Source organism: Methylocaldum sp., from assembly GCF_035627495.1.
GTDB lineage: Bacteria > Pseudomonadota > Gammaproteobacteria > Methylococcales > Methylococcaceae > Methylocaldum.
On the sequence record NZ_DASPLO010000083.1, the window covers coordinates 1 to 24,473 of the forward strand.

The following is a 24,473-nucleotide window of genomic DNA, read 5'->3' on the forward strand; positions in this document are numbered from 1 at the left end:
GTCCCTGGACTCTTCAACCGAATGACCTTATCTTCACTCATGGCGTATTCGCTCCTCTCAACAGGAATGGATGACCTCGAAGACCATCCAGAATACGCCGCCTACCTCAGCCCCTCATCCACAACTTTCGAGCATAACTCGATATTCCGGATCAATACATGTCTGTGGGGAGGAAAGTACAATCCGGTTATTCCTTATTTCAGGCAGATTCCTAAGTGGTGGGACCGTGACAACCTTCGGTTTGAAACGGCGGCCCAGATCATCAACAGATATCTCGATTTCTTTGAACCCGATTTCATCGTCGAAGCTGAAGCGGGATTGGCTGAAGGACTTGGATTTGATCAGGATCGGATATTCCAGCTTTCGAGCATATTGACACGAGAAGACGATCAGGACTGGAGCGGACATGGCCTGAATGTATTCGAGCTCTATCGTGATCTTTATCGCAAGGAATTTCAGTTCGCCCGTCGACACGAGCATAACATTATCGATGTCACCGCTAAAAAACAGCCTTTCAGCAAGTTCAGCGCATGCGTCTTTGGTGCGTTTCCCCCTGAGCCGGATCTGAAATATCTGGGCCAAGCTTTCAAAGACGCCTTCGGGCCGAAGGAGGTCTCGCTCAATGGCGCATCGCTTGCCGAGCTGTATAGATCAGGGTTCACATCGGCCTTGCGTTTGGGGCACTCGAAGATCGAAGTTGATTATCACGACCATCATCGGGATCCCGCACTCTTCGTCCTAGACGCACTCGAATCCAGAGACCTCATAGATTACTGGAATCTCCGGGCCATCAGGCGACAGGTCGTTCCGGTTCCGGTGCAATGGCTTGAAGACCTCTCTGAGTACTGCAAGGAGTTCATTGTCGAGAACCACAGACCTTTGCCCGGCAATCCGAACGGAGTCATGATTCATGCCACAGTAATGTTTGCCAGGTCTATCCCTACGCACGACATCGAACGTATTCACAGGGATTACTTCCGCGTAAATGTGGCTGATGCCAACGTCCTGCAGACCTCGTATCCGTCGATCTGGCGTCCCTCGCCAGGTTTCGCGATCCGAGAGGGTCGGCCGACACTGTCCGCGGCAGAAAAGACATTCGATATACCGTTCATTACCGAGAAGCCGGAGATCCGCTTTGACTGCTTGCATCCCGAGTTTGCGGACGAATACGGCAACAAGAACAGATGGGCCAATGTCGTGAGACTACATGACTGGACTCACAAGGACCAGATCGCGACAGTCTTTCCGTGCGACTACAAAAACCCCACATATCCCAAATTCAGTCTGATCCGTGACACCCTCCTGCCAACGACCGAAGGCTTCGTGATTTTCCCACAGTACAGGAGTATCCCCGAACGATGGGAAATACCGGACGGTACTACAGCCATCAACAAGTGGCTCAAGACATATGGCATCAAGGCAGTGCTGTCAGATGCAGGCCGAGCCACGCAGCAGATTATCCAGACGATGGGCGGGTTCTGGGGCGTAACCAGCTTTGCGCACGCAGGCATCGTCAAGCTGTTGAATGAGATTTCGCGCAGACCCATGTCTCGAAGCGCCCATCATCACGAATTCAAGAACCGAATCAACAACGCCATCAAGAATGACACCTGGAGAGGAGGAAACTTCGAGACGCTTGTCGAGCGGAATGCTGTCGAGTTAGGTCTGGAGTTGAAGTGCACAAAATGTTCGAGTTGGAGCTGGTACTCGCTCCGGCAATTGGATTACCAGATGAACTGCAGTCTGTGCTTGCGACAATTCGGATTTCCAATTATTGATCCTAGCAACAGCTGCAACTCAAGATGGGCCTATAGGCTAATTGGCCCGTTTGCACTGCCCGACTATGCCAAAGGTGGCTATGCGGCTTCGCTGTCGATTCGATTCTTCTCGGAGATCGCAGGCGAGCCTGGTCGGGCCGCTGTGACATGGTCGGGCGGTCAGGAACTCGAACTGGGTCCCGAGAACAAGGTGGAATCAGACTTCATCCTTTGGTATCAACGAAAGGAATTCCTTGGCAACGACTATCGCACCGAGATCATCTTCGGCGAAGCAAAGAGCTTCGGTAGGGATGCCTTTCTAGCGGACGATGTCGAGAGAATGAAGACATTGGCCGTCCGCTTCCCTGGCGCCGTTATTGTTTTCTCGACCATGAAGCGGGCAGATGAGCTTTCGCCGGACGAAGTTAGCCGTATCGCCAAGCTGGCGGAATGGGGACGCGAATATGTCAGAGAGAGAAGACAGACGCGAGCGCCAGTGATTGTCCTGACGGGTACGGAGTTATTTGTCCCTTTCTCTCTCGAAGAGACCTGGAAAAAAATCGGGGGCCGGCACGCTCAGCTCATCGAACCTGGATGGATCAGAGCGGACAACTTGCGCGTGCTGGCCGACCTGACGCAGCAGTTGTACCTGAATATGCCCTCTTATGGGACGTGGCTCAAAACGAAGTGGAAGAAACGGACAGCCCGCCACAAGGTTAAGTTCAAGCAAGTCGCTACGTAGTGCCAGGTGTATGCGATCTAGGCGTCAGTTCTACTCACCTGTGAACAGCGGTTTAGGGTCTGGGGCTGTAGTTCAAATTTGACAAGGTTTGTCCGGTCGGATTGTCACTTCTACAAAAATTATTTGTGGTAATTTTCTTCTCATCCAAGGCCGCTGTTTTCATTTTCACACTGTAAAATATATTTTTATCGACCTTCCGTTTTTGTCCTTCTTCTTCCAGTGTCTTCCAGTATTTATCTCATCATTTCCTAATCATTTATCTCACTCCCGTTCACCAGATTAGCGACGGCGTACTCGATGGTGGCCGCCTCCCCTCCCCCGCTAGCCCCATAAGGAGGAATGATATTCCCCGCATTCCGCAGGATGAACAGGTCGCCCGGTTTCGACTGTGTGATCCAGTTCGGGTCGATACGCGAATCTGAGCAGGTAATGAAAAGAGCGAGTGGATTCTGCCCGCCCGCCAGCTTTTTGAATGACTCTCTTTCTGACTTCGAGAGGCTCTGCTGAAACCTGTGAAAACCTTCCACCAGTTCTTTCATGGGATTACCTTCCTCGCCATGGGCACAGGCGCAGGGAGGTTTTATTCAGCTCAGAGGGAGTGATACCGCCCTGCCGAAATCACGGATACAAATTCGGTCGTTTGATCTCTTTGACCATGCCGGGCTTTTTGGTTCAGCAGTCGCCCCTGGAAGCAGTATCAGAGAACGCTGCGACTGCTTAGGGAAGCTCTGGACAAAGCAAATTTCAGCACCATGAATGAAGCACGTCCTACATGCTGAGCTCAGTCGAGGGAGCCACTCCCACAAACTTGTATTTTCATGGCAATCCCATCGCCATATGCATCACCTCAACAGGATGATAGGCCCGCACCCCGAGCCCGTCGGTGATTTGGCGGCGGCAGCTGGTGCCGGGAGCCACGATCAGCGTATCGGTTCCAGCCTCGCGGATGGCAGGAAACAGTACCAGCTCGGCAATGTCCAGCGAGACGGCGTAGTGCTCCTGTTCGTAGCCGAAAACGCCCGCCATGCCGCAGCAGCCGGAGGGAATGGGCCGAACTTCGACGCCGGGAATCAAGGACAGCGCCTTTACGAGCGGCTGCATTCCGAGCAGCGCCTTCTGGTGGCAATGACCGTGCACCAGCAGGGTCTTGCCCGTCAGCGCATCGCCGAACGGATTTTCGTTAAGCCGCCCGATCTCCCGATCGATGAATTCCTCGAAGGTCAGGGTGCAATCCGCCACGACGCGCGCCTTTTTCCTGAGCTCCTCGCCCTGCAGCAAATCCGCCGCTTCGTCACGAAAGGTCAGGATTTCCGAAGGCTCGAGGCCGATGATCCAGCGGCCCGTCACCGCCCACGGATACAGTCGCTCGACGGCCCGGCTCAGCCGTTTCCGCGCGGCGCGCAAGAGACCCTGGCTGATCTGTATCCGCCCGGATTCGAGACAGGGCGTTGCCGCCATGCGAAACCCGAGCCGTTCCAAAACCTCGAAGGCCGCGATAGCCAATCGCGGCTCGTAGTATTCGGTGAAGGGATCGTTGAACAGCAGGACGTTTCCCCGCCGGCCGGCGGATTCGGTCGCACGCCGCCGCTTCAGCCATCGGCTGAAACGTTCGTCGGCGAGCGGCGGCAAAGGACGCTCCGGATGAAAGCCCAGCCGGGATTTGACCCACGGCCGCGCCAGCACGGCGTTGGACAGAGCGGGCGTAAAGCCGGCGATCCGACTGAGCCGATCGAAGTTCCCCACGATCCGCGACCGCCACGGCACGCCGGATCGGTCGTAATGCTGCTGCAGGAATTCCGCTTTCATGCGGGCCATATCCACGTTGGCCGGACACTCCGACTTGCAGCCCTTGCAGGCGAGGCAAAGGTCGAGGACTTCCCGCAGAAGTTCGCGGTTTGTCGCCGTCCAAGGCTCGGGACTGTCCATGACCTGCCGGAAGATATTGGCTCGGCCGCGGGTGCCGTGTTTTTCCTCCCGTGTCGCCATATAGGAGGGGCACATCGTCCCGCGCCCGGCGCTCTTCAGGCATGCCCCGGCGCCGTTGCACCTCGACGCGGCGATCTTCAAGCCGGCTTCGCGGCTCCAATCGAAGTAGGTGGTAACTGGTTTCCCGTTCTCATGCGCTCTCAAATCCGAAAGCAAAGGCGGGGGATCGAAGATCTTGTGCGGATTCAAAAGGTCTTGTGGATCGAAGGCGGCTTTGATCCCGTGTAAGAGTTCATACAACTCGTCGCCCAACATGCCCGCTAAATAGGGCGCTCTCAGGCGGCCGTCGCCATGCTTGGCGCTGATCGTGCCGCCGAAGCGGATCACCCGTTCGAACACTTCTTCGAGGATACGCTCGTAAAGACGCCGACCATCCGGACTGCCCAGATCGAGCAAGGGACGGAGGTGCAGCACGCCCCATCCGGCCGGACCGAAGACGATGCAATCGGTGCTATGACTGGCCATGATCGAGAGCACCGCCTCGGCATAAGCGGGCAGATCGGCGACCGCCACCGCCGTGTCTTCGATGCCGGTGACGGCTTTTACCGAACCCGGTATGCCCATGAGCAGGCCCAATCCCGCTGCGCGCAGAGCCAGCGCCCGCTCTCGGAACGGGGAATCGAGTACTTTCCGGGCATAGCCCAGGTTCCGCGTATGCAATTCGGTCATCAGACTCTCGACCGCGGCGTCGACCCCATCGCCGGTTTCGTCCACGAAATCGACCAGCAGCACGGCGGCGGGATCGCCTTCGATCCAGAACCGGTTGCGTTGCTGCTCGAGATTGGTCTTGGTGAGCGTCAGGATATGACGGTCCACCAATTCCACCGCCGAGGGCTTATGGCCCAGCACCACGGCAACCGCCGAAAGCGCTTGCGGCAAGCTGTCGAACTCGACGCAAACCAAGCGGCGCTTGGTGGGCAGCGGCACGAGCTTGATTTCGATTTCGCTGACCAGGACCAAGGTCCCCTCGCTGCCGCAGAGCAATCGGGTCAGATTGAAAGGTGGACCCCGAGGCTCCCAAGGCTGCCCGTGCGCCAGCACGTCCAAGGGATAGCCGGCATTGCGCGGAATGCCGTCGGGACAGGGAAAGCGCTCAAGAATCAGCGTCCGGTGACGGTCGATCGCCTGAAACACGGCGCGGTAAATCCGTCCTTCCAGATTGTCGAGCGCCAGTTTTTTCCGAAGCTGTTCGTCGGTAACGGATTCGAACCGGGCCACGCTGCCGCCACTCAGAATGACTTCAACGGACAACACGTGATCCCGAGTCGTGCCGTAGCGCAAGGCATGGCTGCCCCAGGCGTTATTGCCGAACATGCCACCGATCGTGCAGCGGTTGGAGGTGGAAGGATCGGGGGCGAACATCAGCCCGAGCGGGCGCAGCGCATCGTTGAGATCGTCGCGTATCACGCCCGGCTGAACGCGTACTCGGCGCCGTTCGGAGTCGATCGAGAGGATCCGGTTCATATGTCGGGTGAAATCGATCACCAGGCCATCACCGACGCACTGCCCGGCCAGGCTGGTCCCGGCCGCGCGAGGAATCAGCGGGAGCCGTTCGCGGGCAGCGAATGTCATCAGCGCCGCACAATCGTCCCGGTGCCGCGGCCGCGCCACGGCCAGAGGCATCTTCTGGTGGGGCGAGGCGTCCGTGGCATAGAGCAGGCGCGAGAGCCGATCGGTCAATAGCTCTCCTTCGAGCACCCGGCTCAGAGTCAAGAGTTTTGAAGACGGTTCGGATGTCATGACGGATGAACTCGTTGACTGGTTAGACCAGGAATGGGCCTGTAGGTTAGAGGGTGTCCAAGAAGCTACTGCTCGGTCGGTTACGGAAGCCGGGATTTCGTAGGGTGGGTTAGGTGCGCATGAGGAGTGCCTTTCCGTTTTCCGCTGGCTTGGATGCGCACCGTAACCCACCGGAAAGGGGAATGCCGCCCTGGTGGGTTACGACGCGCACGACGGCCGCGGGAAATTTGTAGGCCTTTGGGTATGCGCGTCTAACCCACCCTACCATGGGAAGGAAAGAGTCGAGCGAACGAGCGTATGGCGCATACTAAGTATTCCGTGTAAGGTTTGTAGAAAACCGGCGGAGCGAGCACGATGCGGTTGCTGGAAGGAAAACGGGCTCTGGTGTGCGGCAGCAGTCAGGGAATTGGCAGGGCCATCGCCACGCATTTTGCGGATCAGGGTGCCGAAGTCATTCTCCTCGCCCGCAATGAGCCGGCGTTGAAGATCGCATGTGGCGAGCTCAGCACCGCGCATCAGCAAAAACACACCTATATGGTGGCCGATTTTGGCTATCCCGATCGCTTGAAGCAGATTTTGGAACAACGCCTGCCGGAGCTGCTCCCGGTTCACATCCTGGTCAACAACACCGGCGGCCCACCGGGCGGGCTTCTGTACGAGGCCAAGATCGAGGAATTCACCGAGGCCTTCACCCGGCATCTCATCTGCAGCCATATCCTCGTCCAAGCTGTCCTCCCCGGCATGAAGAGCGAAAAATTCGGCCGGATCATCAATATCGTTTCGACCTCGGTCAAGCAGCCGATTCCGGGACTCGGCGTCTCCAACACGGTGCGCGGCGCCATGGCCAACTGGGCCAAAACCTTGGCGGGAGAGCTCGCGCCCTTCGGCATCACCGTGAACAACATCCTTCCGGGAGCGACCGAGACGGCGAGGCTCCGGTCGATTATGGAAGCCAAAGCGCTGAATTCGAACAAACCCATCGAGGACGTGGTCGAACAAACTAAACGCTCGATTCCGCTGGGGCGTTTCGGAAAGCCCCAAGAAATCGCCTATGCGGCGGGCTTTCTCGCATCCGACTTGGCTTCCTATATTACCGGGATCAACCTGCCCGTCGATGGGGGACGTACGATGAGCTTGTAACATGCAACAGATCGCGAATTACATCGCCGGCGAACTCGTTCCACCTGTCTCCGGCCGCTATCTCGAAAACATCGAGCCGGCCACCGGCCTCTGTTACTCGGAAGTGCCGGATTCTGATGCCGCCGATATCGACCTAGCCGTAGCCGCCGCGAAGAAAGCGTTTCCCACCTGGGCGGACGCGCCGCTGGAAGAGCGGTCGAGGCTGCTGCGCCGGATCGCGGATCTCATCGAAGCCAAGACGGAAGCGCTCGCCCGCGCCGAATCGGTCGATGCCGGAAAGCCCTTGAGCGCAGCGCGCCAGGTCGATATCCCTCGGGCCGCCGCCAATTTCCAGTTTTTCAGTTCCGCCATTCAGCATTTCTTTTCCGAATCCCATGCCATGGGAAATCAGGCGCTGAATTACACCCTCCGCGCGCCGCTCGGGGTCGTGGGCTGCATCTCGCCCTGGAACCTCCCGCTTTATCTCTTTACCTGGAAAGTGGCGCCCGCGCTGGCGGCGGGAAACACGGTCGTAGCCAAGCCCTCCGAGCTGACGCCGATGACGGCTTTTCACCTCTCGGAAATCTGCCGGGAAGCGGGGCTTCCGCCGGGGGTTCTGAACATCGTCCACGGCACCGGCGCCAAGGTCGGCCAAAGCCTGGTCGAGCATCCGCACATCGAAGCCATCTCCTTCACCGGCGGTACCCAAACCGGAGCCCGGATCGCCCAAACCGCGGCTCCTAAGTTCAAAAAGCTCTCTCTGGAACTGGGCGGCAAGAATCCGAACATCATCTTTGCCGATTGCGATTTCGAACGCGCCGTGAGCACCACGGTCCGCTCATCTTTTTTCAATCAGGGCGAGATCTGTCTGTCGGGATCGCGGATTTTCGTCGAACGGCCGATCTACGAAACATTCCGGGACGAACTTCTGCGAAGAACCCAGGCGCTGCGCGTGGCCGATCCCTTGAGCGGAGACAGCGATGTCGGCGCGCTCATTTCCGAAAACCACCTCCGCAAGGTGCTGTCCTACATCGATCTGGCTCAGACGGAAGGCGGGCGGATTCTGACGGGAGGCAAGCAGGTGCATCTGCAGGGCCGTTGCGAGAATGGCTTCTTCGTCGAGCCGACGATCATCGAAGGGCTTTCGCCGGACTGCCGGGTCAATCAGGAGGAAATCTTCGGCCCCGTGGTCACCCTGATGCCCTTCGATGGCGAAGACGAAGCGGTCGAATACGCCAACAGCACCATGTACGGGCTCTCCGCCACGGTCTGGAGCGAAAACGTCAACCGCTGCCATCACCTGGCGAACCGGATCCATTCAGGGGTGATCTGGATCAACTGTTGGCTGCTCCGGGACCTCCGAACGCCTTTCGGCGGCATGAAGCAATCGGGCGTGGGCCGGGAAGGCGGCCTCGAGGCACTCAAGTTTTTCACCGAACCCAAGAACGTCTGCGTTTATCTCGGAGGATAGCTCGCATGACGAGTCAGCGTATCGACTCGGAGAAAGCACCGGAACCCGTGGGCCTTTATCCCCATGCCAGGCGGGTGGGAAATCTCTTGTTCCTTTCTGGAGTTGGGCCGAGAAAGCGCGGCACCAAGGCAATTCCGGGTGTTCAACTGGACCAAGACGGGAAAATCGTTGCCTACGATATCGAAGCGCAGTGCCGCTCGGTCTTCGAAAACGTCCGCACGATCCTGGAAGAGGCGGGCTCTCATTGGGACAAGCTGGTGGACGTTACCGTTTTCCTGACCGATATGGAAAAGGATTTTCCCGTCTATAACCGGCTCTATGCCGAATATTTCAGGACCAATCAGCCCTGCCGGACGACCGTCGAGGTCTCGAGGCTGCCGACCCCCATCGCCATCGAGTTGAAGTGCATCGCGACCATAGAATGAGAATGGAGAATTGCCGTGAGAGAACTCAAGCCTTTCAACTTCCGTGAGTGGATCGACGAACACCGCCCTCTGCTCAAGCCACCGGTCTGCAACAAACTGGTGTTCGAGGACGCGGAATTCATCGTCATGGTGGTGGGCGGCCCCAACCGCCGCAAGGATTATCACTACGACGAAGGCGAGGAGTTTTTCTACCAGCTCGAAGGCGACATGATCCTCAAAATCATGGAGGACGGAAAACCCAAGGACATCCACATCCGGGAAGGCGATATCTTTCTGCTGCCGCCGCGCATTCCCCATTCACCCCAGCGCTTCGCCGACACAGTGGGGCTGGTCATCGAGCGGAAGCGAAGGCCTACGGAAAAGGACGGTCTCCTGTGGTACTGCGATAACTGCTCGAATCTACTCTACGAGGAGTATTTCCACCTCGAAAACATCGAGAAGGACTTCCCACCGGTTTTCGAGCGCTTCTATTCCAACGTGGAAAACCGGACCTGCGATAAGTGCGGAACGGTGATGGAGGCTCCCTAAGTACATTCGCTGCATCCATAGTAACGGCTTTAATTCCCTCTCTCGGAGGCTATGGGTATCTACACAAGTTTTCGAACCCGGAAATACCGTTTCCGGGTTGTATTAAATCCCGTTTGCCGCGCCGAGCACCGGAGCTTTCGGCCGGGGTCGCCAGAGGAGCATGGATGCTCCTTCTGGCGACCCCGGCCGAAAGCGAGGAGCGCAAGGATCAAGCGGCAACCGGGCCGCCTTTTCTTTGGCTACTTTCTTTTGGCGGCGCAAAAGAAAGTAGCTCGGCCGTGGGTCCGAGAACCCACACTCAAATAAAGTCATCGCGCAGCGATTCCTTATTTTGATCGACTTATGTAGATACCTCTGCCCGGAGGGAGAGGGAGCAAGATCGGTGGTTCTCAAAAGGGAAAGAGTTTGAAAAAGGCTCATTATTCGGCGCTCGGAAAATAAACATGCTCAAGATCGACATCCATACTCATATCCTGCCGAAGAGCTGGCCCAATCTTCGCGATCGGTATGGCTACGGCGGATTCGTTCAGCTCGACCATTACCGGCCGGGCTGTGCGCGGATGCTCAGGGATGACGAATGCTTCCGGGAGATCAAAAGCAATTGCTGGGACGCAAGGACCCGGTTGCGGGACTGCGATGAGTTCGGCGTGCAGGTTCAGGTGCTTTCGACCGTACCGGTCATGTTTTCCTATTGGGCGAAACCGGCGGATACCCTCGATCTCTCGAAACTGCTGAACGACCACATCGCCGGCGTCGTCGCCGAATTCCCCAAACGCTTCGTCGGGCTGGGCACCCTGCCCATGCAAGCGCCGGATCTCGCCGTCCGGGAGCTGGAACGCTGCGTTCGGGATCTGAAACTGGCCGGCATCGAAATCGGCACCCACGTCAACGGCTTCAATCTGAACGAGGACCTGTTGTTCCCCGTCTATGAGGCCGCCGAGGACCTGGGGGCGGCTCTCTTCGTGCACCCTTGGGATATCCTCGCCAACGAGCGCATGAAGAAGTACTGGCTGAGCTGGCTGGTCGGCATGCCCGCGGAAACCTCCCTGGCCATCTGCTCAATGATCTTCGGCGGTGTCTTCGAGAGGTTTCCCCGCCTTCGGGTGGCGTTCGCCCACGGCGGCGGCGCGTTTCCGGGGACTCTCGGCCGCATTCAGCACGGGTTCGAGGTGCGTCCCGATCTTTGCGCCGTGGACAATCGCCTAGGGCCGAGCGAATACCTGGGGCGCTTTTATGTGGATTCGTGCGTTAACGATCCACGCCTTCTGAATTGCCTGATCGATCTTTTGGGCGAGAAGTCTATCGCCCTCGGCTCGGACTATCCGTTCCCGCTGGGAGAGCTCCGGCCCGGCAAGATGATCGACGAGATGAATCTGCCGCAACCCACCAAAGAGCGATTATTTCACGGGACCGCCCTGGAGTGGCTCGGCCTGAAACCAGAAGACTTTATATGGCCTGGAAAGTAAAACTACATTCTGTTCCCTCTCCTTCCGGGAAGGGGTCGCGACTAAAGCGACCGTTTGCGATTGGAAGGGCGGCTCCGGCGCTCCCGGAGATGCCGTTTGCGATTGGAAGAGTCGCGACTAAAGCGACTGTTTGCGATTGGAAGGGGCCGACTGAAGGCCCGTTTGCGATTGGAGAAGGTAGGGTGAGGAGATAAAAGCAAGGATTTCTTCCTTACAAACAGCCTGTCGCCGAGACGATAGGACCGAAAATAATGAAGAAATCCCATTTAAATCTCCCTCACCCCAACGGCTTCGCCCCCCTCGCTCCGCTCTCCCCAAAGGGAGACGGAGTATAGGGCTTACTTTTTAATGGTATTAATCACCTCGATACCCCAGATGGCCGCTATAAACGTTCATATCGGAAGAAGACGGATCTTCCGCAGCGACTCGGCGAAGCACTTCGACCTGTCCATTCCCATCGATTTTGACGCCGAAGGGCTCAGCGCCTTCGGGGTACCGCCCGCCAGCGTGCAGACGGTGGAGAACGCGTGGTTCGTCGGGGACACCCGCCGTGACGGCAGCTGCAATGTGAGGGTATGCCAATTCATTCCCCATTGCCACGGAACCCATACCGAATGCGTGGGCCATATCGTGGATCAGGACCTGTCGGTTACCGAAATTCTGAAGGACGCCTGGATTCCGGCCGTCCTGGTTTCCGTCGAACCGGAACAAGGCGTGGATTGCTCGGAAAGCTATATCCCCGGCAAAGAGAAAGATGACGCTCTCATTACCCGGAGGACTCTCATCGAAAGGCTAAAAACGCTGGACGATGAGGATTTTCAACGAGCTCTCGTCATCCGCACGCTTCCCAATCTACCGGCCAAGAGAACACAGCGGTACGTCACGGCGCCTTATTTTTCCAATGAGGCGATGGAGGAAATCGTCCGCCGCGGCGTAAAGCACCTTTTGGTGGATATGCCGTCCGTCGACCGCATGGAGGATGGGGGAAGGCTTTCGAATCACCGGCTCTTTTGGGAGATGCCGCCCGGAAGCCATGATTTGAACCGATGCAAAGCGCCTTTCCGGACGATCACCGAATTCATCTTCGCGCCCGACGAGGCATGGGACGGTTATTACCTGCTCAATCTTCAGATCGCTCCGTTCATGGGCGATGCGGTACCCAGCCGGCCTCTGATCTTTCCCGTGGAGGCTTTGTGAACTCCCAAGCGCATAAATCCTTCGCCGAAGCGTTCGACCGAACGGACGTGCTCGGTTCATACCGAAACCGCTTCCACATTCCGAAGCGGGAAAACGGAACGGAAGAGATTTATTTTTGCGGCAATTCCCTGGGGCTTCAGCCGAAATCGGCGCAGAGCTACGTGCAGGAGGTACTTGAAGCCTGGGCGCAAATGGGGGTGCGAGGACATTTCGAGGGAGATCATCCGTGGCTGCCGTACCACGAGTTCGCGACCGAGAAATTAGCCCGCCTGGTAGGCGCCCTTCCTGTCGAAGTGGCAGCGATGAACTCTCTGACGGTCAACCTGCATCTCCTGATGGTGAGCTTTTACCGTCCGACGCCGGAGCGCCACAAGATCCTCATCGAGGAACACGCCTTTCCGTCGGACCGCTACGCGATGGAATCCCAGATCACCTTTCATGGCTTCGATCCCGAGGAGTCGCTGATCGAAGCCAGCGCCCGCCCGGGCGAAGCCATCCTTCGCGCCGAGGACCTGTTGGAACTCATCGAGCGCGAGGGGGACGGCATCGCGCTGATCCTGTGGCCAGGCGTTCAGTTCTACACGGGACAAGCTTTCGCTCTGGACGAGATCGCCGAGGCAGGACACAAGGAAGGCTGCGTGGTGGGATTCGACCTGGCCCATGCCGCGGGCAACCTAGTCTTGAGACTGCACGACTGGAACGCGGATTTCGCGGTCTGGTGCTCCTACAAATATCTGAATGCGGGACCGGGTGCCGTCGCGGGCTGCTTCGTCCACGAGCGCCACGCCGAACGCTTCGATATTCCCCGCTTCGCCGGCTGGTGGGGACACGACAAATCCACCCGGTTCGTCATGCCGCCGAGATTCAGTCCGCTGCCCGGCGCCGAGGGCTGGCAACTGAGCAATCCGCCCATCCTCTCCCTGGCCCCCCTGCTCTCCTCCCTGGACCTGTTCGATCAGGCCGGAATGGCGGCGCTGCGGACGAAGTCGGAAAGCTTAATCGGCTACCTGGAGCACCTGCTCAAGGAACGCTGCGGCGACAGAATCGCCATCCTCACACCGCCCGAGCCCGCCGAACGGGGTTGCCAGCTGTCGCTCAGGCTGAAGGACGGCAAGCGGGTGTTCGAAAGCTTGCTCGCCTCCGGGATCGTTTGCGACTGGCGGGAGCCCGACGTGATCCGCGTGGCGCCGGTCCCGTTTTACAACCGCTACGCCGAAATCTTCGATTTCGTGGATCGGCTCGAGGGAGTGATTGCACATGCGGACTAAAGAAATCACGCTGGTCGGCGGCGGGCTCGCCGGATGTCTGCTCGCCGTATTCCTGGCCCGCCGGCGGTTTCCCGTCCGGGTCTTCGAGCGCCTGCCGGACATGCGCAAACACCGGATTCCGGCGGGCCGGTCGATCAACCTGTCGCTGTCCACCCGCGGCATCCATGCCCTGAAAGAAGTCGGGCTGTACCGGGAGATCGAAAAACACCTGGTCGCGATGCCCGGCCGCATGATCCACGATCAGGCGGGAAATCTACTCTATCAGCCCTACGGCAGGGACGAATCCGCTGTCCATTTTTCGGTGGAAAGGGCCGTGCTCAACAAGATTCTGCTCGATGCGGCCGAAGCCGCCGGGACCAAGTTTTTTTTCGGCGAAGGCTGCGAGTGGGTGGATTTCGAAAACCGCCGCCTGCTGCTCCGTCGCGAAAGCGACGACAACCGGCGCGCCCTGCCCTTCGCTACCGTGATCGGCACGGACGGCGCGGGCTCCGCCATTCGCCATGCCATGATCGAACAGAAAGGCATCGACTGCCGCGACGAGCATCTGCCGCACGGTTACAAGGAGCTGGCCATTCCGCCGGGACCCGACGGCGCCCCCAGGCTGGAAAAGAATGCCCTGCACATCTGGCCCCGCGGCGGCTTCATGCTGATCGCCCTGCCCAACCGGGACGGCAGCTTTACCGCAACGCTGTTCCTGCCCCATTCGGGCTCCGTGAGTTTTCGGACGCTCACGGACGAACGCGCCATCCTGCGTTTCCTCGAAACCGAGTTTCCCGACGTGCTGCCCTTGATGGCCAACCCGGTCCACGATTTTCTGAACCATCCCACCGGGACCTTGGGCACGATCCGCTGCTTTCCCTGGCATGTCGCCGACCAGGCGCTGCTCCTGGGCGATGCCGCCCACGCGGTGGTTCCGTTTCATGGGCAAGGGATGAACTGCGCCTTCGAGGATTGCGTCGTTCTCGACCGGTTGCTCGATGAACACAAGGACCTGGAAAGCCTTTACCTCGAATTCGAAACCCGGAGAAAACCCGACGCCGAAGCCATCGCCGACATGGCGCTGGAAAACTACGTGGAAATGAGGGATTCCGTCCGAGACCCCAAGTTCCACTTGCGGAAGCACATCGAATGGCTGCTCGAAGAGCGCCATCCCGGGCGATTCATCCCCCGCTACGCCATGGTCATGTTTCACCGCATTCCCTATGCGGTCGCCAAAAACAGGGGGGACATCGAGGCCCGAATCATCGATCGGCTGTCGGAATCCATAGAGCGGGTCGAAGACGTGGACCTCGGGCTCGCCGACCGGCTCGTCCTGGAAAGCTTGGAACCCTTGGCCTCATTGACCGAGTACAATCACCGATAGCGTTTTAATCCAACAGATCAAGAGTGGAGCAATGGCTGAGAACACCGCGCATGCTGTAAACGTCGCCATGCGGGGCGGCGGCTACTATTCGACCGCCACCAAGGGCGCCAAGGACGTGATCGACGGCGCGACACCGCTTGTTGTCAGTGCGATCTCCCGCCTGCCGGACAGGGACGCCTCGATTCCCTTCACCTTCGCCGACATGGGCTGCGCCGACGGCGGCACATCGCTCGACCTGGTGCGACAGATAATCGGCGCGGTGCGCACCCGCTGGCGGCGGCGCCGGCCGATCTCCGTAATCTACACCGATCAACCCCGCAACGATTACAACAGCCTGTTCCGCATCGTCCAGGGCCTGACCCCGCTTCCGAGCTATCTCAGCAAGGCCGAGGACGTGTACGTGTTTGCTTCGGCCACGTCCTTCTACCGGCAGATACTCCCTGCCGGCACGCTCGACCTCGGGTTCTCGGCGACCGCGATGCATTGGCTCAGCCGCAAGCCTTGCGACATCACCGACCATATTCAGGCGGTGGGCGCCTCGGGGGCCGAATTGGCCGCCTTCGCCGAGCAAGCGCAGCGTGACTGGGAAACCATTCTGCTGCAGCGGGCGCGCGAGCTGATTCCGGGCGGGCGGCTGGTGCTGGTCAATTTCGTCAAGGACGACGCCGGCCGATATTTGGGCAACACGGGCGGCGTCAACATGTTCGACACCTTCAACGGGCTATGGCAGCGCTTTGTTGCCGAAGGTGTTATCAGCCGTGAGGAATATGTGCGGATGACTCTGCCGCAGTACTACAAGACCGTAGAGGAGTTTACGCGCCCGCTGACCGACGCTGCGAGTGCCGTATATCGCGCGGGTCTGCGCCTGGAGCAGAGTGAAACCCGGATCGTGCCGTGTCCGTTTGCCGCCGAGTTCCGCGAGCACGGGGACGCCGCTCGCTTTGCTGGCGAGTACATCCCGACGCTGCGCTCATGGACCGAGAGTACTTTTCTTGCCGCGCTCTCGCCGGAGAGATTGCCCGAAGAGCGCCAAAGCATCATCGATCGCTACTACGAGGCCTATGAAGCGCTGGTGCGTGAGAACCCCATGGGTCATGGCATGGATTACGTCCATATCTACATGACCATTGCCAAGACCGGCGCCTGACTCTGCGCATTTTACCGTTGGGCTCTATCGCATTAACTTGGGCTATCGCTCTCGGAGATTAGGCGGCCCATGAATAAAAGGAAGCCGCCGTTGGCGGCACTTCAATTTGGAGCGGGTCTCGCCCCACGGGCGAGTTCCTTTGCGTGCCGGGAGTATACCGCCCCCCATACATCAGATTTGAAAATGCTCTAGAAACTTTGCTGATGCACACAGTCAAAAGTGAGGCAAGAATGGGTATCTGTCGCTAAGCCTGGAAAGGAGGGTCTATGAGCGGAAAAGCGTTGCTGAGCGCTCTCGTAATCAGCAGTTTCTATCTTGCTGAAGCTGCTGCCGAAGAGCGAGAACTGAACAAGAACGATGTGCCCAAGGCCGTATTGGAAGCCTTCGAGAGGGTCCATCCAGAGGCGAAGGCTGTGGAATACGAGGAGAAGACGCGGGGAGGCATGCCCTTTTATGAACTCGAGTACAAAGTCCAGGGAAAGGAACGCGAGTTCATCTATAGCGCCGACGGCACTTTGGTCGAGCAGCATGAAGAAATCGACCGCAAGGATTTGCCGGAGGTCATTTCACAGGCGGTCAAGAAGGAACGTCCTCAGGCGACCATCAAGGAGGTCGAGAGAATAACGAAGTCCGGTGAAACCATCATCGGGTATGAAGTTGAGATCAAGGATGGACAGCAAGAGATCGAATTGGAATTCGATCCCACCGGAAAGCCTTTGAAGCAAGAACAGGACTAAACGGCGCTCGATCGTTCAATATCGAACCATGGCTTCACGATTGTGTCCCGTTTCAAGGGTATGGCTTTGGCGTGATCGACGGAAAGACCCCTTCCGCAGGACAGGCTATTTAACCCCTGACTATGTTTAACCGGTTCCGACCGGAAAAGCGTGTAAAACAACTCGCTGACCTCCGGCAGCAAGGCCGATGGGCGGTTCGGCAAGCAAGATTTCATCTACGTGGCACAAGACGATGAATATCGTTGTCCGGAATCACGCCGGCCGAGGGCATCGCTGATCGGGTTGGCGAGTCATTTTCGGTTTTCACACGGCCTGGACCCAAAGCAGCCTTTCGTTGGATATCTATTGGCTCCGGCAGCCTTGTCGTGCGCTCCTTCATCTCGAAAACTGCTGCATTTCCTCTTGACAGCGCTCAGCTTCGGAGTAGTCTACCATCCAATTGGATGGTCATTAGATGGCAAAGAGAAGACATGGCAGGCGAGACCGAGAAGATTACAATCAACCTGGGATTCGTGGATCTCGGGCAGATCGATTTGCTGGTGCAGGAAGGCTTTTATTCCAACCGCACGGATTTCATTCGCACCGCGATCCGCAATCAACTCGCCGCCCACGCCGAGGCGGTGAAACAAACGGTGGCCCGCAAGACCCTGGTGCTCGGCCTGCAAGAGTACACCCGCCGTGATCTGGAAACGGTACGGACGGCCGGACAGACGCTGCAAATCCAGGTGCTGGGCCTGGTGATCATCGCCGATGATGTCTCTCCCGAGCTGGCGCTGGACACCATCGAGTCGATCACGGTATTGGGAGCCTTGCGGGCTAGTGCGGAAGTCAAATCGGCCTTGGCCGGCCGCATCCGCTAGCCCCTGTTTTCCCGCCTCGCCGGTGGAGACCAACGCATGGACCGGATGCCCTTCTCCTGCCGAAAAATTACCGCTGTTGCAATCTCCAGAGGAGACCCTGAATTATGACCGACGCACTGCATGCAGCGATGGCGAAAGCCACCCGGCTCACCCGCTCGGGCCGGCTCGATGAAGCCGCCACCCTAATCCGACGCACGCTCCGGGGCGGTTTCGCGCCCGACACGTCCTCGAAGACCTCTGACTCTTCCGGTCAGGAACCGATCGACGGCTCGTTCCGCGTCATCGACGACATTCCCCAACTCACGCCGCCACCGGACAGCGGGGAATCGGCGCATGGAAGCCGGCACACGGCGAGCGCATCCGCGCCGTCGTCCGCCTTCGACGCTGCGTTTCGTTCCCTTCGAACCGGACTCGGACCCATGATGGCCAAGCCGAGCCGGACACACCCGGACATTCAGGCGGGAGGGCAGTTCATGGCAGGTTCCTTCACCAACCCGGCCGGAACCCGCGCCTACAAGCTCTATATTCCCAGCGGTTACCACGGGCAAGCCCTGCCGCTGATCGTCATGCTCCATGGCTGCACCCAGGACCCGGACGACTTCGCCGCGGGCACCCGCATGAATGTCCTGGCGGAACGGGAAGAATTTTTCGTGCTGTACCCCGAGCAAGCGTCAGAGGCCAATTTGTCCCGATGCTGGAACTGGTTCAAGGCCGGCGACCAGCACCGGGATCATGGCGAACCGTCCATCATTGCCGATATGACCCGCCAAATCGTGCGCACCCACGGCATCAACGCCGGGCGGGTCTACGTGGCGGGACTCTCGGCCGGCGGGGCGATGGCCATGGTCATGGGAGTGAACTACCCTGAACTCTACGCCGCCATCGGCGTCCATTCCGGACTCCCCTACGGCGCCGCCCATGACCTGCCCTCCGCGTTCGCGGCCATGCAGCAGGGGGAAACAGCCGCCCTACTGCAACGGGAAAGCGGTTTCCCGGCGGCGCTGAAAGCCCTCCGGATCGTCCCCACCATCGTCTTCCATGGAGACCGGGACACCACGGTTCACCCCGGCAATGGGGATCGGGTGCTGACGCAATGGGCGACGGTCCACTCAGGCGCGGGAAGAAAACTGCGGGTCACGGCGAACCGGGGGCAGGTGCCCCAGGGGCATTCTTACACCCACTCCATCTATCACGACGCGAGCGGCCAGATCGTCATGGAGCAATGGCTGGTCCATGGAGCAGGCCACGGCTGGTCGGGCGGAAGCCCCCAGGGTTCGTATACCGACCCCAAGGGACCCAGCGCCTCGGAGGAGATGCTGCGGTTTTTCCGGAAACACTCGCAGGGCAAGCCGTAACGGCTCGGCGAACCGGTGAAAAGCCTTTTGCTTTCCTTTCCCACCGGGAAGTTTTAGGCTGGAGACCGCATCACTATCAGGAGCTCGTCTTGTAAGCACGAGGTCTCCCGGAACCTAAACGAAGACCATGAGGTCCATGGATGAGGCGTCCACAAGGAACGGCGGAGAATAAATCATGCTCTATGGGAGGATAGCCCTGGTCACCGGGTCCACCCGCGGCATCGGTCTCGGCATTGCCACCGAGCTCGCCCGGCAGGGCTGCCCTATCGGTTTGAATGGCTTCGGGGAGCTCGAGGAGATCGAGCGCTTGGTTCAGCACTTGAGCCGCGCTCATGGGGTGAAAACCGTTTATTACCCGGCAGACCTCTCACAACCGGCGGCCATCCGCGGCATGATCCAAGCGGTGGAGGCGGATTTCGGTGCCCTTGACATTTTGGTCAACAACGCCGGTATTCAGTATGTGGCGCCGCTGGAGGAATTTCCGGATGCGCAGTGGGAGGCCGTGCTCGCCCTCAACCTTTCGGCCGCTTTCCATACCATCAAAGCCGCGCTGCCGGGCATGAAGCGGCGCGGCTGGGGGCGGATCGTCAACATTGCCTCCGTTCACGGGCTGGTGGGCAGTGAGGGCAAGGCCGCTTATGTGGCGGCGAAGCATGGCCTTCTGGGCCTGACCAAGGTCGTGGCTCTGGAGACGGTCAACGCCGGCATTACCTGCAACGCGATTTGCCCGGGTTGGGTGCTGACCCCGCTGGTCGAAAAGCAGATTGAGGACTTGGCCCGGCAGAAGGGGACTTCGCGGGAAGAGGCCACACTGGCGCTCCTGCGCGAAAAACAGCCGATGCTCGAATTTTCGACGCCTGAGGACATTGGCGCCTGGACCGCCTTTCTTTGCAGCGATGCGGCCAAGACGACCACGGGGGCGGCCTTTCCGGTCGATGGAGGCTGGATCGCCCGCTAATCGGCTCCGGCCGAGCCGCTTAAGGCCAACCTCAGCGAACTCGCCGCATAAGGAATGAGCATGCCCAGACTTCGAATACGTGATGCAGAGCTTCATTATGAGAGCCTGGGGCACGGCCCGCCCTTGCTGTTCATCCATGGCCTCGGCTCCAGCATCCGGGATTGGGAAGCTCAGCTCGCTTCCTTTTCTCGACAGTTTCACGTGGTCGCGTTCGACCTCCGCGGTCATGGCCGATCGGACAAGCCGCCCGGCCCCTACAGCATTCTTAGGTTTGCGGCGGACACGGCGGAACTGATCCGCTTGCTCAGCCTTGGCCCGACTCACGTGGTGGGCCTCTCCATGGGCGGCATGATCGCTTTTCAGCTCGCCGTCAGCGCCCCGGAACTCGTGCAGAGCCTGGTGATTGTCAATAGCGGACCGGAATTCATCCTCCGCACGCTCAGAGCACGACTGCGGATCGTCCAAAGGAAACTCATCGTCCGGCTGCTGGGGATGCGCAAAATGGGAAAGGTCCTGGGCAAGCGTCTCTTCCCCAAGCCGGAACAGGCGGAACTCCGACGGCTATTCATAGATCGGTGGGCCGAGAATGATCCACGGGCTTACCTTGACGCTCTGCAGGCTTTGATCGGATGGACCGTAGTGGATCATCTCGACGCCATTCACTGCCCGACCCTCGTGATCACTTCGGATCAGGATTACACGCCAATAACTGTCAAGGCGGCCTATGTGGCCAGAATGCCGCAGGCGGAACTTTCGATCATCCGCGATGCCCGGCACATGCTGCCTCTGGAGCGTCCGGACGCTTTCAATCAGGTGCTAATGAAGTTCCTATTAAAACATCGGCCCCGTCTCCGAAACCTTCCCGAGTCTTGCGAAGGATAGCTTTGCCGGAAATCGGCGCGGAGTACGTTTCCTGGTGATTTCGGTCCTGCTACGCCGGGCCAAAGCCATACCGGGGAGGCTTTGGGCATCCGCCACTCGCTCCTTAAAAGCTTTGGCAGGACTCGCATCAGCGTTTCGGTTAAGTCATCTCGGCTCATGATCCGATCGACTTGTCCGAATCCGCAAGGTTCGATCGGTCGGACAGACCCTAGTCGAATCCGGGGAATAAGATGTTTTTGACCCCAAAAACCGGAGGATAAGATGTTGAACAGGCGGACCTTTCTGAAAGGTGTGGTTGGCGGCTTCGCTGTGACCGGGCCAGGCTTGTTGGTGCCGCGATCATTGCGTGCCGGTGAGTTGCCAATTGGTGCGACGGAGGGTGCCGTGCTCGCGGCATTGTCCGGCAAGAAGCCCCTCATCAAGCGTACCTACCGACCACCGAACTTCGAGACGCCGGTCAGGGCTTTCAGCGATGTCATCACGCCGAATGACCAGTTCTTCGTGCGCTGGCATCTCGCCAATATCCCGCAAGTGGTCGCTGAAACCTGGCGACTCAAGGTGGGGGGCGATTCGGTGGAGCATCCCTTCGAGCTAAATCTGGACCAGCTCAAGCGGAGCTTCGAGCCGGTCGAGTTGTTTGCCGTGTGCCAATGTGCCGGAAATCGCCGCGGCTTTTCCGATCCGCATGTGCCCGGCATTCAATGGAGGGCCGGGGCCATGGGCAATGCGCGCTGGAAAGGCGCTCGCCTCAAGGACGTGCTGGCCAGGGCGGGGCTCAAGGCGGATGCGCTGGAAATCGTCTTTGACGGAGCCGATTACGGGGCCATCGACAAGACGCCCGATTTCATCAAGAGCCTTCCGCTGTGGAAAGCCCTCGACGAGAACACACTGGTCGCCTACGAGATGAACGGTGAGGCCCTGCCCCATTGGAACGGCTTTCCCGTACGCCTGGTGGTGCCCGGTTGGGAGGGGACCTACTGGATGAAACAGCTGATTTCCATCAGCGCGATGCCGAAACCGGAAAAGGGATTCTGGATGAGTACGGCTTACCGGATACCGAAGGGCAAATTCCCCCTCATCGACCGATTCCTTTCCCAAGAAGGGGAGGCCAACACGCCGATCACCGAAATACTGGTCAACTCCCTCATGACCAACGTCGAGGAGGGGCAGCATTTGCGTGCCGGCAAACCGACGACGATCGAGGGTCTTGCGTGGGACGGGGGCTACGGAATTCGAACGGTCGAAGTGTCGGTGGACGGTGGCAGGGCGTGGCAGGAGGCGCAGCTTGAAAAGGACTATGGCCGTTTCTCGTTCCGTGCCTGGCGCCACACCTTGACTCCGCACCAGGGCGGCAAATATGTGCTCATGACAAAGGCGACGAACCGGCAGGGAAGCACCCAGCCCTATGAATTCATCTTCAATCCTGCGGGTTACCGCAACAACGTGGTGCAACGGATCACCGTGGAGGTCGCATGAGTGCCCATGCCATGAAGATGCTCAACACTCTGCTGCTGGCGCTGGTCGCTGCCTTTTCCGCTACAGCCTTAGCGGACGAGGAACAGATCAAACTCAAGGAAGGCGCGGGACGCGAGACCGTGATGGCCAATTGCGTCATGTGCCACAGCATCGACTACATCCCGATGAACTCCCCCTTCATGAAGAAGGCCGACTGGCAGGCGACGATCGACAAAATGGTGAAAGTCATGGGAGCGCCGATCAGCCAGGACGATATTCCGGTGATTCTGGATTACCTGACGAAGTATTACGGCGTCGAATAGCGGCAGAGGTCCGCGGAATCGCCTTGGGATCCGGTGAGGCAAGTGCGTTGGCGTACCGTGGGCGAGTGAACCCCTCGGTCGAAGACCGGGTCCAAATCATTCAACGATCAAACTTCCGTGCGGTGGTGATTCATGAAATTCGAACATCCAACCCAAGGTCGCCGGCGGTTTCTGCAAGGCCTCGCCCTGGTGGCTGGAATGTTTACCGTGCGCGGCGCGTTTGCCGAACAACTGACCCGAACGCCACGGCAGACTGAAGGACCGTTCTACCCGAACCGGCTTCCCCTGGACACCGACAACGACCTTCTGATCGTCAACGACTCCATCACGCCCGCGGTCGGCGAGATCACGCATCTCACGGGCCGGATTCTTGGCCCCACGGGAGAGCCGATTCCCAATGCCGTCGTTGAAATCTGGCAGGTGGACCACAATGGGATCTATCTGCACACCGAGAGTCCCAATCGCCAGCAGCGCGACGAGAACTTTCAGGGTTTCGGGCGCTTTCTGACCGGTTCGACAGGCGACTATTACTTCCGCACCATCAAACCCGTGCCTTACGCCGCCGGAATCCAGCGCGCGCCGCACATCCACGTCATCGTCAAGCAAGGCGAGCAGCGGATGCTGACCACACAGCTGTACGTTAAAGGCCATCCGTTGAACGAACGGGATTTCGTTCTCCAAGAGATCCGCGACCAGGCGGCGCGCGAATCGGTTTTGGTCGATTTCACGCCGGCCAACGATTCACGACTCGGGGGGCTGGTAGCGCATTTCGACATCGTAATAGGAAAGACCCCAGAGGCTCCTTCGGAAGACCGAGGCCCCCGGGGTGGCGGTCGCCGTTAGCCACGGATAAGTCGTCCTTGCGGCACTCGTAGGCTGAGTTCTGCCCGAATCGCCGCCGTCAGTACTGTCGCGACAGTATCTGTCTTCAGCGTCGTAGCCCCCTCTCCCCCACGCCCCACACGGCACGAGGACCAGGGTTTCGGGTCACTGGACCGGTTGGGATGTGGCTTTAGAGCGTTTTTCATCACGGTTTAGCGGCGTGGATTGGAATGCCGCTCACACACCCAAAAGGTAGGAATGTAGGCCGGAATAAGCCCTTCGGCTTCGCTCAGGACAGGCTTCGCGTTTCCGGCATTCCCGCTGTTCGCCGGGAACGGCTGGCGCCCCTTCGACGGGGCTCAGGACAGGCTTATCCCGGCCTACCATCCGTGATCGGAGCAGTCGTAGGTCGGCTATCCTGTGCCGATAGATCGGTCGTGTCGGAAAAGGATTCCCGACCGACTGCAGCCTGGAGGCGCTACACCAAACCGGAAAATGCTCTAGAGACGCCGGGCACGCCGATTAACACGCCAAGGCCAGCAGAGGTGGGAACAGCAGGAGCGCAACGCCTTCCGCTTCGAGCCGACTCAACCCGGTATTTCGATCTGGACAGGCTGGTTCATTCCGGTTGGAAGATGTAGACGATTGCGTCGCCATTTTTTACGAAACCTTTTGGGACATCCCAGTCTCCAAAAGGAGCCAAAAATTGGCGACGGGTATTGCCTTCGGCGCCCCGGCCGTCCCAATCGCAAACGTCGCTTTAATCGCGACCTTCCTGCGTTCGACCGGTCCCGACCCAACCAGGGGTCGGGACCTGGCTCCACAATGACTCGACGCCCGGTCGCGATGCCTTGTGGGTCGCCTACGACCGC

General features: G+C 59.0%; 20 protein-coding genes. 18 read left to right on the plus strand and 2 right to left on the minus strand.

Annotation, left to right across the window (positions count from 1 at the left end; genetic code table 11):
* The coding region (locus tag VEB01_RS07185) for a hypothetical protein (protein WP_324874092.1) at positions 1-2,499 on the plus strand (2,499 nt) is incomplete at its 5' end.
* A 248-nt stretch (positions 2,500-2,747) separates the two neighbouring features.
* Here the strand turns inward: VEB01_RS07185 and VEB01_RS07190 are convergent.
* Together VEB01_RS07190 and VEB01_RS07195 are read right to left on the minus strand one after the other, a co-directional pair.
* On the minus strand, positions 2,748-3,038 hold the full coding sequence (locus VEB01_RS07190; protein WP_324874094.1) for a carbonic anhydrase: 291 nt from the start codon (positions 3,036-3,038) through the stop codon (positions 2,748-2,750).
* 277 nt (positions 3,039-3,315) lie between these two features.
* Positions 3,316-6,225: an FAD-binding and (Fe-S)-binding domain-containing protein gene (locus VEB01_RS07195; RefSeq protein ID WP_324874095.1), complete on the minus strand. Its 2,910-nt coding sequence runs from the start codon at positions 6,223-6,225 to the stop codon at positions 3,316-3,318.
* 354 nt (positions 6,226-6,579) lie between these two features.
* On the opposite strand from VEB01_RS07195, the gene VEB01_RS07200 reads away from it, so the two are divergent.
* The 17 genes from VEB01_RS07200 to VEB01_RS07280 all read left to right on the plus strand — a co-directional run bounded on the left by VEB01_RS07200 (position 6,580) and on the right by VEB01_RS07280 (position 23,622).
* Positions 6,580-7,365, plus strand: a complete 786-nt coding sequence (locus tag VEB01_RS07200) for an SDR family oxidoreductase (RefSeq protein WP_324874096.1) — start codon at positions 6,580-6,582, stop codon at positions 7,363-7,365.
* Between the two features lies 1 nt (position 7,366).
* Entirely contained in the window at positions 7,367-8,815 is a 1,449-nt protein-coding gene (locus VEB01_RS07205; protein ID WP_324874098.1) for an aldehyde dehydrogenase, read from the plus strand.
* Between the two features lie 5 nt (positions 8,816-8,820).
* Positions 8,821-9,240: a RidA family protein gene (locus VEB01_RS07210; protein ID WP_324874100.1), complete on the plus strand. Its 420-nt coding sequence runs from the start codon at positions 8,821-8,823 to the stop codon at positions 9,238-9,240.
* Positions 9,241-9,255: 15 nt separating this feature from the next.
* Positions 9,256-9,768 carry a 3-hydroxyanthranilate 3,4-dioxygenase gene (locus VEB01_RS07215; protein ID WP_324874102.1) on the plus strand — a complete coding sequence of 171 codons (513 nt, stop codon included), beginning with the start codon at positions 9,256-9,258 and terminating at the stop codon, positions 9,766-9,768.
* A gap of 443 nt (positions 9,769-10,211) precedes the next feature.
* Positions 10,212-11,234, plus strand: a complete 1,023-nt coding sequence (locus tag VEB01_RS07220; protein ID WP_324874104.1) for an amidohydrolase family protein — start codon at positions 10,212-10,214, stop codon at positions 11,232-11,234.
* 375 nt (positions 11,235-11,609) lie between these two features.
* Entirely contained in the window at positions 11,610-12,431 is an 822-nt protein-coding gene (locus tag VEB01_RS07225) for a cyclase family protein (protein WP_324874106.1), read from the plus strand.
* Positions 12,428-13,699 carry a kynureninase gene (gene kynU, locus VEB01_RS07230; RefSeq protein ID WP_324874108.1) on the plus strand — a complete coding sequence of 424 codons (1,272 nt, stop codon included), beginning with the start codon at positions 12,428-12,430 and terminating at the stop codon, positions 13,697-13,699. The genes VEB01_RS07225 and kynU overlap by 4 nt, the downstream gene beginning before the upstream one ends.
* Positions 13,689-15,062, plus strand: a complete 1,374-nt coding sequence (locus VEB01_RS07235; RefSeq protein WP_324874110.1) for an FAD-dependent oxidoreductase — start codon at positions 13,689-13,691, stop codon at positions 15,060-15,062. Before kynU ends, VEB01_RS07235 begins: the two co-directional genes overlap by 11 nt.
* 31 nt (positions 15,063-15,093) lie before the next feature.
* Positions 15,094-16,209, plus strand: coding sequence for a class I SAM-dependent methyltransferase (locus VEB01_RS07240; protein WP_324874112.1), 1,116 nt, complete (start codon positions 15,094-15,096; stop codon positions 16,207-16,209).
* A 266-nt stretch (positions 16,210-16,475) separates the two neighbouring features.
* Positions 16,476-16,946: a PepSY-like domain-containing protein gene (locus tag VEB01_RS07245; protein ID WP_324874114.1), complete on the plus strand. Its 471-nt coding sequence runs from the start codon at positions 16,476-16,478 to the stop codon at positions 16,944-16,946.
* A gap of 470 nt (positions 16,947-17,416) precedes the next feature.
* A complete protein-coding gene (locus tag VEB01_RS07250) occupies positions 17,417-17,806 on the plus strand; it encodes a hypothetical protein (protein ID WP_324874116.1) in 390 nt (129 codons plus the stop codon).
* A gap of 104 nt (positions 17,807-17,910) precedes the next feature.
* The gene (locus VEB01_RS07255) at positions 17,911-19,161 is read left to right on the plus strand and encodes an extracellular catalytic domain type 1 short-chain-length polyhydroxyalkanoate depolymerase (protein WP_324874118.1); all 1,251 of its coding nucleotides are present in this window, start codon (positions 17,911-17,913) and stop codon (positions 19,159-19,161) included.
* Between the two features lie 175 nt (positions 19,162-19,336).
* On the plus strand, positions 19,337-20,119 hold the full coding sequence (locus tag VEB01_RS07260) for a 3-hydroxybutyrate dehydrogenase (protein ID WP_324874120.1): 783 nt from the start codon (positions 19,337-19,339) through the stop codon (positions 20,117-20,119).
* A gap of 60 nt (positions 20,120-20,179) precedes the next feature.
* On the plus strand, positions 20,180-21,001 hold the full coding sequence (locus VEB01_RS07265) for an alpha/beta fold hydrolase (protein ID WP_324874122.1): 822 nt from the start codon (positions 20,180-20,182) through the stop codon (positions 20,999-21,001).
* A 261-nt stretch (positions 21,002-21,262) separates the two neighbouring features.
* Positions 21,263-22,477, plus strand: a complete 1,215-nt coding sequence (locus VEB01_RS07270) for a molybdopterin-dependent oxidoreductase (protein WP_324874123.1) — start codon at positions 21,263-21,265, stop codon at positions 22,475-22,477.
* Entirely contained in the window at positions 22,474-22,779 is a 306-nt protein-coding gene (locus VEB01_RS07275) for a cytochrome c (RefSeq protein ID WP_324874125.1), read from the plus strand. Before VEB01_RS07270 ends, VEB01_RS07275 begins: the two co-directional genes overlap by 4 nt.
* A 132-nt stretch (positions 22,780-22,911) precedes the next feature.
* A complete protein-coding gene (locus VEB01_RS07280; protein ID WP_324874127.1) occupies positions 22,912-23,622 on the plus strand; it encodes a protocatechuate 3,4-dioxygenase in 711 nt (236 codons plus the stop codon).
* The last annotated feature ends 851 nt before the right edge of the window (positions 23,623-24,473 follow it).

Excerpts from the sequence above, each read along its gene's own strand:
- VEB01_RS07190 (WP_324874094.1), bottom strand. The coding sequence starts at position 3,038 with ATGAAAGAACTGGTGGAAGGTTTTCACAGGTTTCAGCAGAGCCTCTCG.
- VEB01_RS07195 (WP_324874095.1), bottom strand. The coding sequence starts at position 6,225 with ATGACATCCGAACCGTCTTCAAAACTCTTGACTCTGAGCCGGGTGCTC.
- VEB01_RS07200 (WP_324874096.1), top strand. The coding sequence starts at position 6,580 with ATGCGGTTGCTGGAAGGAAAACGGGCTCTGGTGTGCGGCAGCAGTCAG.
- VEB01_RS07205 (WP_324874098.1), top strand. The coding sequence starts at position 7,367 with ATGCAACAGATCGCGAATTACATCGCCGGCGAACTCGTTCCACCTGTC.
- VEB01_RS07210 (WP_324874100.1), top strand. The coding sequence starts at position 8,821 with ATGACGAGTCAGCGTATCGACTCGGAGAAAGCACCGGAACCCGTGGGC.
- VEB01_RS07220 (WP_324874104.1), top strand. The coding sequence starts at position 10,212 with ATGCTCAAGATCGACATCCATACTCATATCCTGCCGAAGAGCTGGCCC.
- VEB01_RS07225 (WP_324874106.1), top strand. The coding sequence starts at position 11,610 with ATGGCCGCTATAAACGTTCATATCGGAAGAAGACGGATCTTCCGCAGC.
- VEB01_RS07235 (WP_324874110.1), top strand. The coding sequence starts at position 13,689 with ATGCGGACTAAAGAAATCACGCTGGTCGGCGGCGGGCTCGCCGGATGT.
- VEB01_RS07240 (WP_324874112.1), top strand. The coding sequence starts at position 15,094 with ATGGCTGAGAACACCGCGCATGCTGTAAACGTCGCCATGCGGGGCGGC.
- VEB01_RS07245 (WP_324874114.1), top strand. The coding sequence starts at position 16,476 with ATGAGCGGAAAAGCGTTGCTGAGCGCTCTCGTAATCAGCAGTTTCTAT.
- VEB01_RS07250 (WP_324874116.1), top strand. The coding sequence starts at position 17,417 with ATGGCAGGCGAGACCGAGAAGATTACAATCAACCTGGGATTCGTGGAT.
- VEB01_RS07255 (WP_324874118.1), top strand. The coding sequence starts at position 17,911 with ATGACCGACGCACTGCATGCAGCGATGGCGAAAGCCACCCGGCTCACC.
- VEB01_RS07260 (WP_324874120.1), top strand. The coding sequence starts at position 19,337 with ATGCTCTATGGGAGGATAGCCCTGGTCACCGGGTCCACCCGCGGCATC.
- VEB01_RS07265 (WP_324874122.1), top strand. The coding sequence starts at position 20,180 with ATGCCCAGACTTCGAATACGTGATGCAGAGCTTCATTATGAGAGCCTG.
- VEB01_RS07270 (WP_324874123.1), top strand. The coding sequence starts at position 21,263 with ATGTTGAACAGGCGGACCTTTCTGAAAGGTGTGGTTGGCGGCTTCGCT.
- VEB01_RS07275 (WP_324874125.1), top strand. The coding sequence starts at position 22,474 with ATGAGTGCCCATGCCATGAAGATGCTCAACACTCTGCTGCTGGCGCTG.
- VEB01_RS07280 (WP_324874127.1), top strand. The coding sequence starts at position 22,912 with ATGAAATTCGAACATCCAACCCAAGGTCGCCGGCGGTTTCTGCAAGGC.